This window comes from Sagittula salina, from assembly GCF_017813235.1.
In the GTDB taxonomy this organism is placed as follows: Bacteria; Pseudomonadota; Alphaproteobacteria; order Rhodobacterales; family Rhodobacteraceae; genus Sagittula; species Sagittula salina.
This window is the reverse complement of sequence record NZ_JAGISH010000007.1, coordinates 23018-39597: the sequence shown is the minus strand read 5'-3', so window position 1 is coordinate 39597 and position 16580 is coordinate 23018. Positions and strand designations below refer to the sequence as shown.

General features: G+C 64.3%; 14 protein-coding genes, 2 tRNA genes and 1 pseudogene. 9 read left to right on the top strand and 8 right to left on the bottom strand.

The genetic code is table 11. The annotated features are described in order from the left end of the window. Positions 1-35: 35 nt before the first annotated feature. Positions 36-497, top strand: a complete 462-nt coding sequence (locus J5474_RS13035) for a hypothetical protein (protein WP_209361359.1) — start codon at positions 36-38, stop codon at positions 495-497. Beyond that, positions 481-1341, top strand: coding sequence for a helix-turn-helix transcriptional regulator (locus J5474_RS13030; protein ID WP_209361358.1), 861 nt, complete (start codon positions 481-483; stop codon positions 1339-1341). The genes J5474_RS13035 and J5474_RS13030 overlap by 17 nt, the downstream gene beginning before the upstream one ends. A gap of 48 nt (positions 1342-1389) precedes the next feature. Here the strand turns inward: J5474_RS13030 and rimO are convergent, their stop codons facing one another. Continuing rightward, complete coding sequence (rimO, locus tag J5474_RS13025) at positions 1390-2757, bottom strand: 30S ribosomal protein S12 methylthiotransferase RimO (protein WP_209361357.1); 1368 nt, start codon at positions 2755-2757, stop codon at positions 1390-1392. A 176-nt stretch (positions 2758-2933) separates the two neighbouring features. On the opposite strand from rimO, the gene J5474_RS13020 reads away from it, so the two are divergent. Then, positions 2934-4193, top strand: a complete 1260-nt coding sequence (locus tag J5474_RS13020; RefSeq protein WP_425342887.1) for a PQQ-dependent sugar dehydrogenase — start codon at positions 2934-2936, stop codon at positions 4191-4193. Further along, a complete protein-coding gene (locus J5474_RS13015) occupies positions 4190-4768 on the top strand; it encodes a c-type cytochrome (protein ID WP_209361356.1) in 579 nt (192 codons plus the stop codon). Before J5474_RS13020 ends, J5474_RS13015 begins: the two co-directional genes overlap by 4 nt. A gap of 126 nt (positions 4769-4894) precedes the next feature. Here the strand turns inward: J5474_RS13015 and J5474_RS13010 are convergent, their stop codons facing one another. Next, the gene (locus J5474_RS13010) at positions 4895-5473 is read right to left on the bottom strand and encodes a GcrA family cell cycle regulator (RefSeq protein WP_209361355.1); all 579 of its coding nucleotides are present in this window, start codon (positions 5471-5473) and stop codon (positions 4895-4897) included. A 161-nt stretch (positions 5474-5634) separates the two neighbouring features. Then, positions 5635-6768, bottom strand: a complete 1134-nt coding sequence (locus J5474_RS13005; protein ID WP_209361354.1) for a sensor histidine kinase — start codon at positions 6766-6768, stop codon at positions 5635-5637. Between the two features lie 260 nt (positions 6769-7028). On the opposite strand from J5474_RS13005, the gene betC reads away from it, so the two are divergent. Both betC and J5474_RS12995 read left to right on the top strand, forming a co-directional pair. Further along, positions 7029-8555, top strand: a complete 1527-nt coding sequence (gene betC, locus J5474_RS13000) for a choline-sulfatase (RefSeq protein WP_209361353.1) — start codon at positions 7029-7031, stop codon at positions 8553-8555. Positions 8556-8679: 124 nt separating this feature from the next. Further along, complete coding sequence (locus tag J5474_RS12995; protein WP_209361352.1) at positions 8680-9201, top strand: acyloxyacyl hydrolase; 522 nt, start codon at positions 8680-8682, stop codon at positions 9199-9201. Positions 9202-10210: 1009 nt separating this feature from the next. Here J5474_RS12995 and J5474_RS12990 read toward each other — a convergent pair. Next, positions 10211-11135, bottom strand: a pseudogene (locus tag J5474_RS12990) (IS5 family transposase); the annotation flags it as partial. A gap of 437 nt (positions 11136-11572) precedes the next feature. Here J5474_RS12990 and J5474_RS12985 point away from each other — a divergent pair. The 3 genes from J5474_RS12985 to J5474_RS12975 are packed head-to-tail and all read left to right on the top strand — an operon-like array spanning position 11573 to position 13098. Then, a complete protein-coding gene (locus J5474_RS12985; RefSeq protein ID WP_209361351.1) occupies positions 11573-11974 on the top strand; it encodes a hypothetical protein in 402 nt (133 codons plus the stop codon). After that, on the top strand, positions 11971-12711 hold the full coding sequence (locus J5474_RS12980) for a hypothetical protein (protein WP_209361350.1): 741 nt from the start codon (positions 11971-11973) through the stop codon (positions 12709-12711). The genes J5474_RS12985 and J5474_RS12980 overlap by 4 nt, the downstream gene beginning before the upstream one ends. A gap of 15 nt (positions 12712-12726) precedes the next feature. Beyond that, positions 12727-13098, top strand: coding sequence for a site-specific integrase (locus J5474_RS12975; protein ID WP_209361349.1), 372 nt, complete (start codon positions 12727-12729; stop codon positions 13096-13098). Positions 13099-13180: 82 nt separating this feature from the next. On the opposite strand, the gene J5474_RS12970 is transcribed toward J5474_RS12975, so the two are convergent. The 4 genes from J5474_RS12970 to glpX form a co-directional block, all read right to left on the bottom strand. Then, positions 13181-13255, bottom strand: a tRNA-Glu gene (locus J5474_RS12970). A gap of 81 nt (positions 13256-13336) precedes the next feature. After that, a tRNA-Glu gene (locus J5474_RS12965) sits at positions 13337-13411 on the bottom strand. A gap of 243 nt (positions 13412-13654) precedes the next feature. Continuing rightward, positions 13655-15403 carry a single-stranded-DNA-specific exonuclease RecJ gene (gene recJ, locus J5474_RS12960; RefSeq protein ID WP_209361587.1) on the bottom strand — a complete coding sequence of 583 codons (1749 nt, stop codon included), beginning with the start codon at positions 15401-15403 and terminating at the stop codon, positions 13655-13657. A 183-nt stretch (positions 15404-15586) separates the two neighbouring features. Further along, on the bottom strand, positions 15587-16558 hold the full coding sequence (gene glpX / locus J5474_RS12955; RefSeq protein WP_209361348.1) for a class II fructose-bisphosphatase: 972 nt from the start codon (positions 16556-16558) through the stop codon (positions 15587-15589). Between the last annotated feature and the right edge of the window lie 22 nt (positions 16559-16580).

Genomic DNA, 16580 nt, shown 5'->3' with positions numbered 1-16580 from the left:
GGGAAACGATCCCCCGGGACGAGCAGGGAGATGAGATGTCGAGCGTTGCGCGCTACATGAAGAAACACACGGAGGCGCTGGTCAAGGATGTCGGCATAGAAGCGGCCTGCGCACTGACCGGCAAATCGAAGGCGACGCTGGGACGCTACTATTCCGAACACGCCGAGCATTGCGACCGCTTCATGCCGGTTGATGCGGTGGCCCGGCTGGAAGAGGCCGCCAGTTATCCGCATGTCACCGCCGCGCTGGCCGAACTGAAGGGCATCACCCTGCAATTCCCCGACGATCGTCCCAACGCCGGCGCGCCGGGTGGCATGAACGCCGATGTGATCGTGCTGTCGCAACGTTTTGCCATGCTGATGGCCGAATATCACCAGTCGATCACCGACGGCGTCATCACTGCCAACGAAGCCAAGCGCCTGCTGACAGAAACCCTCCAGATCCAGAAAGTGCTGATCGATATCAAGCTGCACCTCGAAGATGAAACCGTCCGCTGACGCTGTACCCCTGAGCCCGGCAGAGACCTTCTTTCCCGAGCGCGGCCAGCGCTTTCTGCGCGGATTGGAGAGCACGCGCTCCTCCAACGAGGTCTGGGAGCTGCTCATGCAGCTGGGGCGCGACGTGAATCTGCCCTCAATCGACTTCATCTCGGCCAGCGACTGGCGCCACTGGAAGCGCACGCTCTTTGTCCGCAACTCCTATGACGCCACGTGGCTGCACGCCATGAACCAGGATTCGGAGCAATTCCGGGGGTCCTATTTCCGGGTGCACGGGTTGCGCCATCTGACGCCTTTGTGCGTCGGGCTGGAGTTCCGCGAGGACTACCCCGACCTGCCGCCGGACCGGCTGTCGGTCCTGCAGGCCGCCGCCGACCGCGGGTTGCGGGCGGGCATCGCCATCCCCCTGCGCCAGACCGCGCCCCCCTCCGCCGCGATGCTGTCCTTTATCGGAGATCACGACCGCGAGGCACTGCTGGAGATCCTGAAGGCGGAATGCTGGACGCTGACCGTGGGGGCATGGGCCGCGCACCAGCGCTACATGCAGCACTTCAGCGAGGAATTCTTTGTGCGTAACGGCGTGACGCCGAAACAGCGGGAACTGCTGGAGATGATCGGAGCGGGCTATCTGGACAAGGAGATCGCGCGCACGCTGGGCATCACGGTCTCCGCGGTTCGGCAGCGGCTGAGCGCACTGATTGCCAAGACAGGCGCCTGCAACCGCGCGGAACTGGCGGCGCTGGCGATGTCGCTGGGCGTGCTTCCAGACCCGCACAACCGCCCGTTGGACGAAGGTGACGGCGACGGCGACGGCGCGGAGGTCTATCCCCGGGTGCTGGAGTAGCGCGGGCCACGCGTCGGCGCGCGGCCATGCCCGATGGGCCGGGTCGGATCAGACCAGCCGGCCCCAAAGGTCATAGTCGCCCGCCTCGTCTACCTCGACCGTGACAATCTCGCCCGGGGTCAGGTGGTCGGCGCCCTCATCAATAAAGAGGTTGCCGTCGATCTCCGGCGCGTCGGCCTTGGTGCGGCAGGTGGCGATGCCGTCCGGGTCCACGTCGTCGACGATGACCTGCAGGGTTCGACCGACCTTCGCGGCCAGCTTTGCCTCTGAAATCGCCTGCGCCTTTTCCATGAAGCGGTTCCAGCGGTCCTGCTTTACCTCCTCCGGGACGTGATCTGGCAACGCGTTCGACCGCGCGCCCTCGACGTTTTCGTATTGGAAGCAGCCCACGCGATCCAGTTGTGCCTCGTCCATCCAGTCGAGCAGGTGCTGGAACTCCGCCTCCGTTTCGCCGGGGTAGCCGACGATGAAGGTAGACCGCAACGCGATGTCCGGACAATCCGCGCGCCAAGCGGCGATCTCTTCCAGCGTGCGTTCGGCAGCGGCGGGGCGCGCCATGCGGCGCAGCGTCTCCGGGTGGCTGTGCTGAAACGGAATATCGAGATAGGGCAGCACTTTGCCCTCCGCCATCAGCGGTATCACCTGCCGCACATGCGGATAGGGATATACGTAATGCAGCCGCACCCATGCGCCGAGTTCGCCCAGATCACGGGCCAGGTCGATGAAGGGAAACTTCGCCTCGCGGTCCTTCCAGTCGGTGCCATAGGCGGAAGTATCCTGACTGATGACCAGAAGCTCCTTCACCCCGGCCTCGACCAGCTTTTCCGCCTCGCGCAGCACGGCGCGCGCCGGGCGGCTGGCGAGTTTCCCGCGCATGTCGGGGATGATGCAGAACTTGCACTTGTGATTGCAGCCCTCGGAGATCTTCAGGTAGCTGAAGTGGCGCGGCGTCAGGCTGACACCCGTCGCGGGCAGCAGATCGACAAAGGGATCGGGCGCGGGCGGCACCGCACCGTGCACCGCATCGAGAACCTGCTCGTACTGATGCGGGCCGGTGACGGCCAGAACCTTCGGGTGCACGCCGGTGATGTATTCGGGTTCTGCCCCGAGGCAGCCGGTCACGATAACCTTGCCGTTCTCGTTCAGGGCCTCCCCGATGGCTTCGAGGCTCTCGGCCTTTGCAGAGTCGAGAAACCCGCAGGTGTTCACGATCACCGCGTCGGCTCCGGCGTAATCGGCCGAGATGCCGTAACCCTCGGCGCGCAGACGCGTCAGGATGCGTTCGCTGTCCACCAGGGCCTTCGGACACCCGAGGGAGACCATGCCGATGGTCGGCTGGCCGTCACGTTTCGTCTCGGATATGCGGGCGCGCGCCAGGTCGGGGCGGAGATCGGGAGGATTCTGCATGTGCGGCATATAAGCGAGCCGGCGCCGCCGGGGAAGCCCCCGCGCCGCTACGTCCCCCAGAGCCCCCGGTAAAGCCGTCCGAAAGTTTACATTGACTCGGCGTCAACCCCCTCTCCACAGTTGTGAGGGGAGCCACGCGGCGACGGGAGACAAGGATCGCGCGGCCCCGCAAAGGGAGGAAAACAATGCTGACGAAACGACTTATTCCGGGCCTGATGCTTGGAACCATTCTGGCTGCTCCTGCCATGGCGCAGGATAACATGGACAAGCTGTCCAACATGCAGCGGACCGATGCCACCTTTACCCATATCGATCAGAAAGGCGACCGCGCCGAGGCGCTGGAAAGCATCATCGGCCATATCAACGTGCCCGACGGATTCGAGGTGAGCCTCTACGCCGTGGTACCCGATGCGCGGTCTATGGCGGTGGCGCCGCAGGGGACCGTGACCTTTGTCGGCACCCGCAAGGACAAGGTCTGGTCCGTGGTCGACCGTGACCGCGACCGCGTGGCCGATGAAGTGTTCGACTTCGCCCCCTCGATCACCTTCGACGTGCCGAATGGGCCGTGTTTCTCGCCGGACGGCTTTCTCTACATCGCGGAACGCAACCGGGTGCTGACCTTCCCGGCGGCGGAGTTCTTCTTTGAAGGGCCGGACCCGGCGGTGGGCGTGGTCGTCGGCAAGGGCGATCTGGTCCCGGCCGAGGAAGAAAGCTTCAACCACACCGCGCGGGTCTGCCGCGTCGGGCCGGATGGCAAGCTCTACATTTCGCTGGGCCAGCCCTACAACGTGCAGCCCGAAGACAAGCTGAGCATGTACGACGAGATCGGCATCGGCGGCATCATTCGCGTCAACACCGACGGCACCGGGCGCGAGGTCTACACCCGTGGCATCCGCAACTCCGTCGGCCATGACTTCAACCCGAAGAACGGCGATCTGTGGTTCACCGACAATCAGGTCGACGGCATGGGCGACGACATCCCGCCGGGCGAGTTGAACCGGCAGACGCGGGCGGGCCAGCACTTCGGCTTCCCCTGGACCAATGGTGAGGTGGAGCTTCCCGACTACAAGCACGTGGCGCGTCCCGAGGGCGTCGAGTTCACCGAACCGCAGGTCAACATGCAGGCGCATGCCGCCGATCTGGGGATGCGCTTCTACGACGGCGATTCCTTCCCCGACAAGTATCAGGGCGGGATCTTCTCGGCGCAGCACGGATCGTGGAACCGCACCACGCCGGTTGGCGCACGGGTGATGTTCACCGCGCTCGACGAAGAGGGCAACGCCGCCGGGACGGAGGTCTTTGCCGACGGCTGGCTGGACGAAAGCACCGGGGAGTACCGCGGGCGGCCGATGGACATCGCCTTCCTGCCGGACGGGTCGATGCTGGTTTCGGACGACTTCGCGGGCGCGATCTGGCGCATCGCCTACCAGCCGAAGACCGAATGAGGCCTCTGGTACTGACCTTCCTCGGCGGGCTGACGCTCGCCGGGGGCACCCCCGCGCTGGCCGCTGACGCGGAAGCGGGGCGCAAGGTCGCGAACATGTGCCGCACCTGCCATGGGCTCGATGGCAAGGCGCAGATCCCTATCGCCCCGAACATCGGCGGCGAACCGGCGGCATACCTTGAATCGCAGCTAATGGCCTTCAAGACCGGGGCGCGGGAGCACGAGATGATGTCCGTGGTCGCCGGTGGCCTTTCGGAAGAGCAGATCGCGGATGTCGCGGCCTGGTACGCCAGCCATACCGCGACGGCCGCGTTGCCCGAGGGGGTGAGCGCGGAGGATGCGCCGGAGGCCTGCGCAGCCTGCCACGGGGCGGACGGCATCGCGCTGCTGGCGGAGGCGCCGAACCTCGCCGGAGAGGTCAACATCTACATCGACACGCAGCTGAAGGCATTCCGCAACGGCAAGCGCACGCACGAGATCATGTCCGAGATCGCCGCCGAAATGACCGACGAGGAAATCCGTGCCGTGGCTGACTGGTACGGCAGGACCGTGCTGGAGATCAGCGGACCCGAATAGGGCGGGAGTTGGTTTGGAACCGGTCGGCATCGAATCTGAGGGAGGCTGACGCTGAAACGCAAAATCGCGCCGAGACCCTCGGCGCGATTCGTTTTCCCGACATTCGTTTTCCCGATGCGGGACGGTTCAGCGGCGGCGGTCGCGACGCGAGGACATTGGCTGGAACGCCACCCCCACATGCGCCTCGCAGTAGGGTTTTCCTTGCTGCACGGGCAGACCGCAGAACCAGAAATCCTCTGTCGCGGGGTCACCCACGGGCCACTTGCAAGTGCGCTCCGTCAGTTCCATCAAGGTGAGCCTCTTCGCCTTCTTCTCCACTTCGCTGACCTTGGCCAGCGCCTCGGGGCTGATCTCGTTGGCCGAGGGCTGCGGCGGCAACGGCTGGCCCGCCGGGATGATCTGTTTGCGCGCGGGCAATGGCGAGGGTGCCGCGGCGACCGGAGCAGGCTCCGGTCTGGATTCGGGCTTTGCCTCGACCGGCTTCGGCGCGGGCTTCGGCTTTGCGGCGGCGGGAGCCGGTTTAGGCTCCGGCTTCGTCTCCGGGGCGGGCGCGGCACCAGCGCGGTTCGACAGGCCGAGGCGGTGCACCTTGCCGATCACCGCGTTGCGCGTCACGCCACCCAGTTCCTTGGCGATCTGGCTGGCCGATTGGCCCTCCGACCACATCTTCTTGAGCAGTTCTACGCGTTCATCGGTCCACGACATCGAAGTATCCTACTGAAAAAGCGGCCACGCTTGCGGGCCGCCTGACGGTCTCTGGGTTGGGTGCTATTCTAAGCATCATGGCCGGAGTTACAAGGCGGGGGTGACAGGTGCGCGGGGGCCTGCCGCGGGATACGTCCCGCAAGGCACGCGGATTGCCCGACTCAGCTGGCCCGCGCCGTCGTGGCGCCGGGCCCGGCCGATCCCGCCCGCCCGCCTTCGACCGCCTGGCGCGGCAGTTCCAGCGTGAAGACGGTGCCCTCCCCCAATGCCGACCGGCAGTTCAGCCGCGCCCCGTGGCGCCGCGCGATACGCATGCAGGTCGCGAGGCCCAGCCCCGTCCCCTCGAACGCTTCGGACGGATGAAGCCGTTGGAAAGGTTCGAAAATTCTGGCCACGTCCTCTTGGGCGATACCGATGCCGTTATCGGCCACCTCGATGCGCCAGCCGGCGGCGGTTTCCGTACAGGAGATTTCGACCCTGGGGGCCTGCGATCGGTTGAACTTCAGCGCATTGGCCGCGAGGTTCTGCAGCAGGAGCGACAACTGCATTCGATCGGCATGGACCTCAGGCAGGGGGCCGCGCGCGACAATCAACCCGTGGCGGGCGGCAAGGTCCGCGCTCAATGTCGCACGCAAATCCGCCACGATGTCATCCAGACCCACCGGAGCAGTCTGCAGGCGGGCGCTGTCGACCTGACATAGCCGGTAAAGCCCGAGGATCAGGCGATCCATTCGTTCCGCGCCATCGCGGATGAAATGCATCGTGTCGGCATTCTGCCCGGCCACGTCGGATGGCAGGTCTTCTTCCAGCATGGCGATACCGCCCCGAACAGAGCGCAAGGGCGCGCGCAGGTCATGTACCAGCATGTAGGTAAAACTGCGCAGGCTGTCCTGCTGATCCTCGATCCGGCGTTTCAGCAGAGCGCGGTCCACCGCGTGCCGCACCGCCCTCTCCAGCCCGGCACCGGTGAAATTGCTGCGGACATAGAAATCCATCGCGCCGCGCTTCAGGGCACGGATGGCGCACTGCTCCTTCCCGCCGACGGAGGTCATGATGATCGCCGCAAAGGGATCGTTTTCGAGAATCCGCTCCATGACGTCGAAGGCCGAGATCCCATCCAGAGGGTGCTCGATCAGATAGCAATCGGCCGGTTCCGCCTGCTCCAGCGCGTTCTCGATATCGCCGCGGCTTGTCAGCACCCGTTTGCCCGCGCCCTCCCCCATCCGGCTGCGCAGCAGCTGGGCCGTGGCCTGCGCACGCTGAACGTTCGAATCGATGATCAGGACACGGGGCATGCTGGACCTCTGACTTCGCCACCCGCCGAGCCGGGCATCGTTCTGGCGACATTCGCAGGCTTCTCTTTGCGCTGGGTTAACCGACGCCCGACGCTGCCGACGATTTGTCTGAAACTGTACGGATCAGCGATGGCGTTGCACCCGAAGCCGGTGCAAGGATGGCGCCATGACGTCCCTTCACCGCAAATGCATGATGTACCAGCCGCCGCCCTGAGCGGGCCGACATACCTTTCCGTCACGCCCGCACACCAGGAGACATCATGAAGACCCCCAATATCGTCGTCATCATGGCCGACCAGCTCGCGCCGCATTTCGTCGGCGCTTACGGCCACCCGACAGTGAAGACCCCGCATATTGACGCGCTCGCCGCGCGCGGCATGCGCTTCGACGCCGCCTACTGCAATTCTCCGCTTTGCGCACCGTCGCGGTTCGCCTTCATGTCGGGGCAGCACATCAGCCGGATCGCCGCCTACGACAATGCCTCTGAGTTCCGCGCCTCTACGCCAACCTTTGCGCATTACCTCAAGGCGCTGGGGTATCGCACCTGCCTGTCAGGAAAGATGCATTTTGTCGGCCCTGACCAGAAGCACGGCTTTCAGGACCGGCTGACGACCGATATCTACCCCGCCGATTTCGCCTGGACCCCGGATTGGGAGGCCCCCGACGAGCGCATCGACAAGTGGTATCACAACATGCAGACCGTAAAGGAAAGCGGCGTCGCGGTGGCCACCTATCAGACGGATTACGATGATGAGGTGGAATTCGCCGCCCGCCGCTGGCTGATCGACCGAGGCCGCGATCGCTTAGCGGGTGACGCGGCGCCCTTCTTCCTCGTGGCCAGCTTCATTCACCCGCACGACCCCTATGTCGCGAAACCCGAGTTCTGGGAGATGTATTCGGACGATGCGGTGGACATGCCCGCCTTCGTCCTGAAACCCGAACAGCAAGACCCCGGGTCGCGCCGGGTGATGGACGGGATCGAGGCGTCGTACAAGCCGCTCTCGGAGGAGGAGACCCGGCGCGCCCGGCGCGCCTACCTCGCCAATGTCACCTACTTCGACACGAAGGTCGGTGCCGTGGTGAAGGCGCTGGAGGACATCGGCGAACTGGACAACACGCTGGTCATCGTCACCGCCGACCACGGCGACATGCTGGGCGAACGCGGGCTGTGGTTCAAGATGACCTTCTTCGAACACTCCGCCCGCATCCCGCTGGTGATGGCCGGGCCGGGGGTGGCGGAGGGCGCAGCGCCCAATGCCTGCTCGCTGGTCGATATGCTGCCGACCTTCCTGGATGCCGCAGGCGGGTCGACGGAAATACTGGGCGAGCCGATCGACGGGCGATCACTCATGCCACTGGCGCGGGGAGAGGCCGATCCGATCGACGAGGCCATCGGGGAATACTGCGCCGAGATGACGCCTTGGCCGGTCTACATGATCCGTCGCGGGCCCCTGAAATTCGTCCATTGCGATCCTGATCCGCCGCTGCTGTACGACATTGCCAGTGACCCGCTGGAAAGGGTCAACCTCGCCGACGACCCTGCCTATGCGGAGGCGGCGGCAGGCTTTGCCGCCGAGGTCGCCGCGCGCTGGGACAGCGCCACCCTGCGCAACAACGTGATGAGGACGCAGCGGTCCCGCCGCGCGCTGCACGCCGCGATGGAGGCGGGCGCCGGAGAGCACTGGGACTACAATCCGCCGCGTGATGCCACCACGGAATACGTGCGCAACCACATGGACTGGGACGCAGCCAACTACCGCTATCGCTTCCCGCCGTTCAAGGAATGACCCTGGACGGCTGAACGTGACGGGGAAACCGCGCCTGCCGGGCGGCTTCCCCCGAATCGCGCCCGCCCTCTGGACAGTCGGGCAATTCTGTTCAATCAACGACAGGCAAAACGGGAGTCGGGAAATGGCAGACGGAACCTTCGCAGTCGCAATGCTCTTGCTGGGCCTGACTGACATGAGCATGAACCATTGCGGCACCGCAAACGGCTGCCTCGGCAAGACCGACGCCGAGCCCCGCGTGATGATTTCCGCGGGCCAGGTTCTGGAACGCCGCGCCTCCGCGATGAACGAGATCTACTTCCGCTACGACCTGCCCTACAAGCGCGGCCCCTTCGGCGAGGCCGTGGGCCTCTCGGTTGCGGAGAACGGCGAAACCTGGGTCGGCTTCGGTCACACCTACACGGTCAATTTCGGCATGACACCCTTCTACGGCCAGTTGCATGCCATGCCGGGGCTTTATTTTGACAACGGCGGCTTCGACCTTGGCGGGCCGCTGGAATTCCGGTCCGGCGTAGAACTGGGTTGGGAGGCCCGCAACGGCTGGCGCATGGCGCTGAGCTATGACCATCGGTCCAACGCGGGCATCTACGACGACAACCCCGGCATGGAAACCGTGGCCCTGCGCGTGTCCTTCCCGACGCGCTGACCCGACGCGACACCCGGCATTTGACAGATGGAAGGCCCCGCCGCGCGCGGGGCTTTTTCCTTTGCGGGGCGCGCCAAGCGGATCAAGCGTTGCCCCCGTGTTGAGGTTAAATGCAGATCTGTCGATGCGGAGAATGAATGGCAGCCCGTATCGGAATAGAACCCAATGTCCATACATCTTCATCCATTTCAATAACTTGGCCTATGACTTGTGACATTCCACAATGCCCCGAACACAACCGAGTGGGGCAACGGGAGTTTTGCGCCGAAAATCGGTCTGTCCTCAAAAGGCTCAGTTCAGCGGCCGCCGTCTACGAGAGGACCTCGTTTTTCCTTGCAAACAATGACTTATGGCGTTCCAGAAAGTGTTCCAGTAGCAAAGGAAAGGTCTCTCTTGCCGAGATCAACGCACCAATTGTGCTTTGAAAGCTCGACACTTATGGGAGCTTTCGCAAAGCAGCAGGGCGCTGGTCCAGTGAGTATCCTCGCTGGTCCGGAGGGAGTGTTCCAAGAGAAAGAACCCAGGCCGCCTCTGGCCCTTTGTGATGCAATATTTTTTCACTGCAAAATCAGTAATTTATCAGGTTTTTCCGACTTCCGCTTCCGAAATTCGCGAAAAACACCAGGTTCTTGCGCCTTTTTTCTTTCTGCTCTGGCCCTTTAGCCAAAGTCGCTTCCGAAACCTTGGTGATGTTGCACGGAGCAACTCCACGTCCGCAGCCCTGGAGGGCTGTTCGTCCTGGAAGTTCTGTGCTGTTCCAGCGTGTTAGAGGAATGCGTTTGACGGCGAAGCGAGACGAATTCGAAGTTCCGAAACTTACCTACAGGGATTTAAGCGACAATGTGGGTAAGGGAGAACATTCTCACGGCCCCGAAAGAAAGCTTCAAAGAGGACGGAGCAGAGGTTCCTCCACATGAGCCTTATCGAATGCTCTTACCGGAGGAGGGGCCGCGTAGCCCACGAACCGGAACCCTCCGGCTGCAAGAGCAGGTCAAGCAACTTGAACAATTCAAAACGGCCAAAGAGGGGCTTTGTTGCACAAATCAGTTGAGGGGCAGAGTTCCCCTTTCCCCGGACGGATTTGGCCTGCAGCCTCTGTGACAGGTATGCCGAGAGCGGTGTAGCGGTTGAGCACGGCGACACGGAGCTGGATTTCCGCGACCTGCCGTTCGAAGTCTCGTGCCATCAGGGATTGGCCGAGCAGTTTGATGCAGTTCATCTTGCTCTCGACACGGCTCCGGCGGTGATATCCGCTCCACCGCCGCCACAGGGCACGGCCCAGGTATCGCGATGCGTTGACCGCTTCGTTCCGGGCGATGGCCCCGGCGCTGGCGGGTTTCCATGATTTGGCGTTTTTGCGGGGCGGGATGACGGCATGGGCGCCTCGCGCGGCAATCGCGTCATGACCTTTGCGCGTGTCGCAGGCCCCGTCGGCGGTCACTGATCCGATGTCCTTTCCAGACGGGATTTGAGCGAGCAATTCCGGTAGCATCGGCGCATCACCGACAGGGCTGGTGGTGACCTCGACGGCCCGAACCTCCAACGTCTCCTCGTCGATCCCGAGGTGTATCTTGCGCCATATCCGGCGTTTGGGGCCACCATGCTTGCGGGCATTCCACTCGCCTTCGCCCTCCGCCTTGGTGCCGGTGCTGTCCAATGCCCGGCAGTGCATTACGCAGTGATGTCACGGAAGGGATCAAGAGGCTGAGCGGGCCGGTGCCGCCACGACATGGCAAGCTCACATTCAGGATCTTCTGACGACGGCACAAGGTGCTGAAGTCGGGCACCTGCCAGTCCAGCCCAACCAAACGAAACACGCTTTCCACGAAGCCCGTGGTTTGCGGCAGCGGCAGGCCAAACAGGACTTTCAGGGTCAGACAGGTCTGAATGGCGGCGTCGCTGAATTGCTGCTGCCGACCGCGTTTGCCGCTCGGTGGTGGTGTCATGATGGTCCCGCCGTCCCCCGATTGCGGCGCGCTGCACGGAGCGCTGGCGCAGGGGAGCCTATCGAAAAGCAATGTGGCTTCACTGCGGCGTCTCGCCCAGATCCTCGATGTCGAGATCGAGAGCGAAACTCGGAGGTAGTTCGTCCACGACGAGTGCTGCATCTCGGACGGCTGGGAGGAGGCTGAAACCACGGAGCGTGGACATGCGCTCTGGGTGCTCCAAACGGCATTGAACGCCCTGGCAGACCGAATTGGGGCGGTCCTCCGGCTCAAAGAAGCTGAGCGATTGGCCGCTTCCTTGCTCCCCTAACCAGCCGCGTCGAGGGGAAACCCTCGGCCGCCATCCGGGCCCTCGGCTGGAACTCTCGAGAGATGGCCACACCTCCCCGATCAGCCGCCCAGAGAGGGCAATAAATGCCGCTGGCTTGACGGACCTCTCGGAAACCAGACCTTGCCTCAAACGGCTTCCGGCAGTGCTCCGGCACCGGCGAAGCAGCAATCAAACCAAACCATTTTTCGGTTTTTTGGAGGCGACCCAACTCCCGCCTGCGAGCAGCATCCGCTGCTCGCAGGCACTGAAACGTCTCGCGCCATTCGGCGAGGAAATACGAAAGTCGTCAACCATGCCCGCTGCAAAACCCTCCCAAGCTTCTATCGGCAACACCATCAAGGCCATCGTCGCCGCTGGCCTCACTCCGGGGGCGGTTCATGTCAATGCAGACGGTGGATTCCACGTGGATATCCATTTCCCGGCCCAAGTGGTGGACGAGGCGGACCAGAGGAAGGCGGCTAAAGAAGCGGCGCTGGATTGGGAGGCGGTTGCATGAAAATCAAAGTCGACTTCCCCGGCCTTTGCAAAGAGAAAACCGGGGCAGGCAACGAGCGTTGGCGCGTGCGCGTTGAGGGCGAAAAAGAGCGAAGGATCACGATTTCGTTTGGCCCGGAGCATCCCGACTTTCAGGTGTATTACGAGGCCGCCCGGTTCGGGCAGAAACTGGTCCAGGATCACGCTTCAAAACCGGTTAGCGGCTCGCTGGATGAGCTGCGGGAACGGTATGTGGCCTGGATGCACACCCAGGTCGCGGCCGGCAACCTCAACCAGAAAACACTGGAAAGCCGAGAGCGTGGCCTGCGCCAAGCCTGTGATTGTCTGACGCGAAACCGAAAGGCCCGCATGGGAGCCGTAAAAGTAACTATGCCGAAGGAAGCCTTCACACATATCCGGGATTCCTTGGGAGTCAGAGCCGGGGCAGCAGGCACCTGCCTCAAGGCCCTGCGGGCGGCATACCGGTGGGGCGAGGATAGCGGTTTCGAACACGAAGGGCACGTGTATGAAATCACAAATCCGCACAAATCCAAGGGTGGGGCTGTGGCTTGGACAGCGGAAGACAAGATTGCGTTTCTGAACCGTCATGGTTCTGGAACTATGGCCCGCCGCTGGTTCCTGCTCGTAAATGACACTGCTGGGCGCATCGGAGACACTCACCTTCTCGGCCCTCGCCATGAGGTGTTTCGGGCTGATCGCCAGCTAATATCCTGGCAGCCAAGCAAGAAGGGGTCCTAGCATGTTGAAGTGCCTATGAGCGGCGAACTGATGGTCGAACTTGCCGGGCTTCCTGCTGACGCAAGCACCTACCTGCTCACCGAGCAGGGCGAGCCTTTCGCATCGCCGGGGAGTCTCGGCAATCGTGTGCGGAAATGGATCGTTGAAGCCGGTCTTTGCACGATCGACACGGACGCTGGAGGAAAGACGGTAAAGAAGGCCGCCCGGTCGCAGCATGGCATCCGCAAGGCGCGCGCCGAAGAAATCGCCGAGCAGGGCGGTTCTGTGTATGAAGTGATGGCTTTGCTCTCGCATAGCGACGTGAAAACCGCTGAGATCTACACGAAGAAGTTCGAGCGGGCACGTCTCGCGGCGAAGGCGTTCGGGCGCCGCGAGAAGGCCACCTGATACCCAAGTGTCCCACGAATTTACTGCCGTGGGACACTTCCTAACCGGAAGCCCAATGAAATAAGGGGATCGGGTGGGGAAGTGGCAGCCCGTAGGGGAATCGAACCCCTCTTTCCAGGTTGAAAACCTGGCGTCCTAACCGATAGACGAACGGGCCACTCGGCGCTTGATTCGCCTATCCGGCGCGGCACAAGCGACCGCATCCGACCGAACCCACCCGGCGATACGCGGGGATAAGTGGCAGCCCGTAGGGGAATCGAACCCCTCTTTCCAGGTTGAAAACCTGGCGTCCTAACCGATAGACGAACGGGCCACTTGGTCAGTGACGCGTCTGATATGGGAACCCCGCCGCCCGTGCAAGGGCAAAAATGCCCCCCTGGCCGCAATTTTTTGACCGATGTCTGCCGGGTGGTTTCCGGCGTGGACCGGGGTCTGGCGCCGGTTCCAACCTTGCATCCGGACCCGCATCCGGCCCGGCTCCGACATGGCTCCGACATGGCCCGTAAGGGGACTGCGGCGGGGCGGCCATGGGGCAGGCAGAGTGTCTGCACCGGGGTCAGTCGTGGCAGGGGCTTGCATCCTCCAGCCGGAGCTGGACCGAATTGCGACCCTGCCAGCTGTTGACCTCCAGCCGTCCGGCAAGGTGAAACCGCCGCCCGTTGTGTCCGCTCAGCGCGGGCCCCAAGGGTCCGTCCATCGCGCCAAAGCAGATGCCTTCCAGCCGGTGGCCCAGCCCATCGTCGCAGGTGAATTTCAGGTGGCCGCCGCTGCCAACCGCCTTTGTGTAGCCGATCCGCACGTCGGGGATCACGAATCGCGGACCCGAAGCGCCCTGCCCATACGGCCCTGCGCGCTCGAGATCGCGGATCAGCTCCACCTGCGCCGCTCCGGGCATCACCAGCCCGTCGATGCGCAGATCCGACGGGCCGCTGGTACCCGCGCCCTGCTTCGCGAGCAGTTCGGCCAGCCGCTCCATCGCCGGTTCCAGCATATCGCCCGCCACGGTCAGGCCAGCGGCCATGCGGTGACCGCCACCCTTGATCAGCAACCCCTCGGCCGCCAGCCGCTGGATGGACGCGCCAAGGTCCACTCCGGCCACAGAGCGCCCGGAGCCCTTGCCCTCTGCCCCGTCGAATCCGATGACGATGGCCGGCCGGTTGGTCTGCTCCTTCAGGCGCGAGGCGACGATGCCCACCACGCCCGGGTGCCAGCCCTCGCCCGCCGCCCAGACGAGCGGCCCGTCCAGCCCGCGCGCCTCCGCCTGCGCCAGCGCCGCCGCGCGCACCTCGGCCTCGATCTCGCGGCGCTCGGCGTTCAGCTCCTCCAGGCGCGCGGCCAGCGCCTGCGCCTCTGTCGCATCATCCGTCGCCAAAAGCCGCGCTCCAAGATCCGCCGCGCCGATCCGTCCGCCCGCATTGACCCGCGGCCCCAAAACAAACCCAAGATGATAGGCCTCCGGCGCCCGGTCCAGCCGCGCCACGTCCGACAGCGCCACCAGCCCGGGACGCGCGCGCCCTGCCATGACCTTCAGCCCCTGCTGCACCAGCGCCCGATTGACGCCTTTCAGCGGCGCCACATCCGCCACCGTCGCCAAGGCCACAAGGTCGAGCATCGCCATCAGGTCAGGCCCCGCCACCCCTTCCGCGCGCAATTGCCGCCCGGCCTCCACCAGCATGAGAAAGACCACTGCCGCGGCACAAAGATGCGCCAGCGCCCCGTCCTCGTCCTGCCGGTTCGGGTTCACCACGGCCACCGCGTCGGGCAGCGTCTCTCCGCCCAGGTGGTGGTCCAGAACGATGACATCGGCGCCCTTGGCGGCGGCGATGGCGTCATGCGACAGCGTCCCGCAGTCCACACAGACGATCAGGTCATGCTCCGCCGCCAGCGCCGCCATGGCCGGTTCATTCGGCCCGTACCCCTCGTCGATGCGATCCGGGATATAAAGCGTCGCCTGCCGCCCCATCTGCCGCAACCAGTCGATCAACAGCGCCGCAGAACTACCGCCGTCAACGTCGTAATCGGCAAAGATCGCAATGCGCTCACGGCCCTTGACCCCGCGCAGGAAACGCGATGCGGCCGTCTCCATGTCCTTCAGGGACCGGGGATCGGGCAACAGGTCGCGCAGCCTGGGTTCGAGGTAGGCGGCGCAGTCCTCCACCGGCACGCCCAGCCGCGCCAGCACTGCGCAAAGCGGCCGCGCCAGCCCGCTGCTCTGCGCGATCAGTTCGGCCTGCCGCTCCGCCTCGACACCGGGCCCGACCCAGCGCCGCCCCGACACACTGCATTCCACGTCCAGATAGGCCACGCTCACCCCGTTCTGTCCCTCGCCCACGGCAATACCCAAAGCCCCCGCAAAACGAAAGGCCCGCGCTCTGTCGCACGGGCCCCTGCTTCTTGGTCCAAATATCACCGGAGAGGCGGGGGCAGCCCCCCGCGCCTTCGGACCGCCGCGCCTTGCATGGCGCGCTTCCCGCGCTGCAGGACCCGGTCAGACCTTGTGGTGGAAGGGGTTGCGGTACTGCATCCGCCGCACCGAACCCGTCTTCGACCGCATCAGGATCGTCTCCGTCTCGATCCAGCCCGGCGACCGCTTGATCCCCGACACCACCGACCCGTTCGTTACGCCGGTGGCGGCAAAGATCACGTGATCGGTCACCAACTCGTCGCGCTCGTAGATCTTGTCGAGGTCGGTGATCCCCGCCTTGGCCGCGCGCGCCCGTTCGTCGTCGTTGCGGAACAGCAGACGGCCCCACATCTGGCCGCCCATGCATTTCAGCGCGGCTGCCGCCAGCACGCCCTCCGGTGCCCCGCCCGACCCCATGTACATGTCGATCCCGGTCTTCTCCGTCTCGGCGCAGTGCATGACACCCGCCACGTCGCCGTCGGTAATCAGCCGGATGCCCGCCTTGGTCGAACGCACCTCGGCGATCATCTCTTCGTGGCGCGGACGGTCGAGGATGCAGCAGGTGATATCGCGTGTCGAACAGCCCTTGGCTGCAGCCAGCGCCTCCACCCGCTCCGCGGGCGACATTTCGAGCGAGACAACGCCCCGTTCATACCCCGGGCCGATGGCAAGCTTGTCCATGTAGACGTCGGGCGCGTGCAGCATCGACCCGCGCGGCCCCATGGCGATCACCGTCAGCGCGTTGGGCATGTCGAGCGCGGTCAGCGTGGTGCCTTCGAGCGGGTCCAGTGCGATATCCACGCCGGGGCCGCCCTGCCCCACTTCCTCGCCAATATACAGCATCGGCGCCTCGTCGCGCTCGCCCTCGCCGATCACCACGACACCCGAAATATCGAGCTTGTTCAATTCCTCGCGCATGGCGTTCACAGCGGCCTGATCGGCGGCCTTCTCGTCGCCGCGACCGATCAGGTCGGCGCTGGCGATGGCGGCCTGCTCCGCGACGCGGGCAAGACCCAGCGAAAGCATGCGGTCGTTGAAATCCTTCAAGGTGGGCATCGAGTGTTCCTTCTGGAAATGC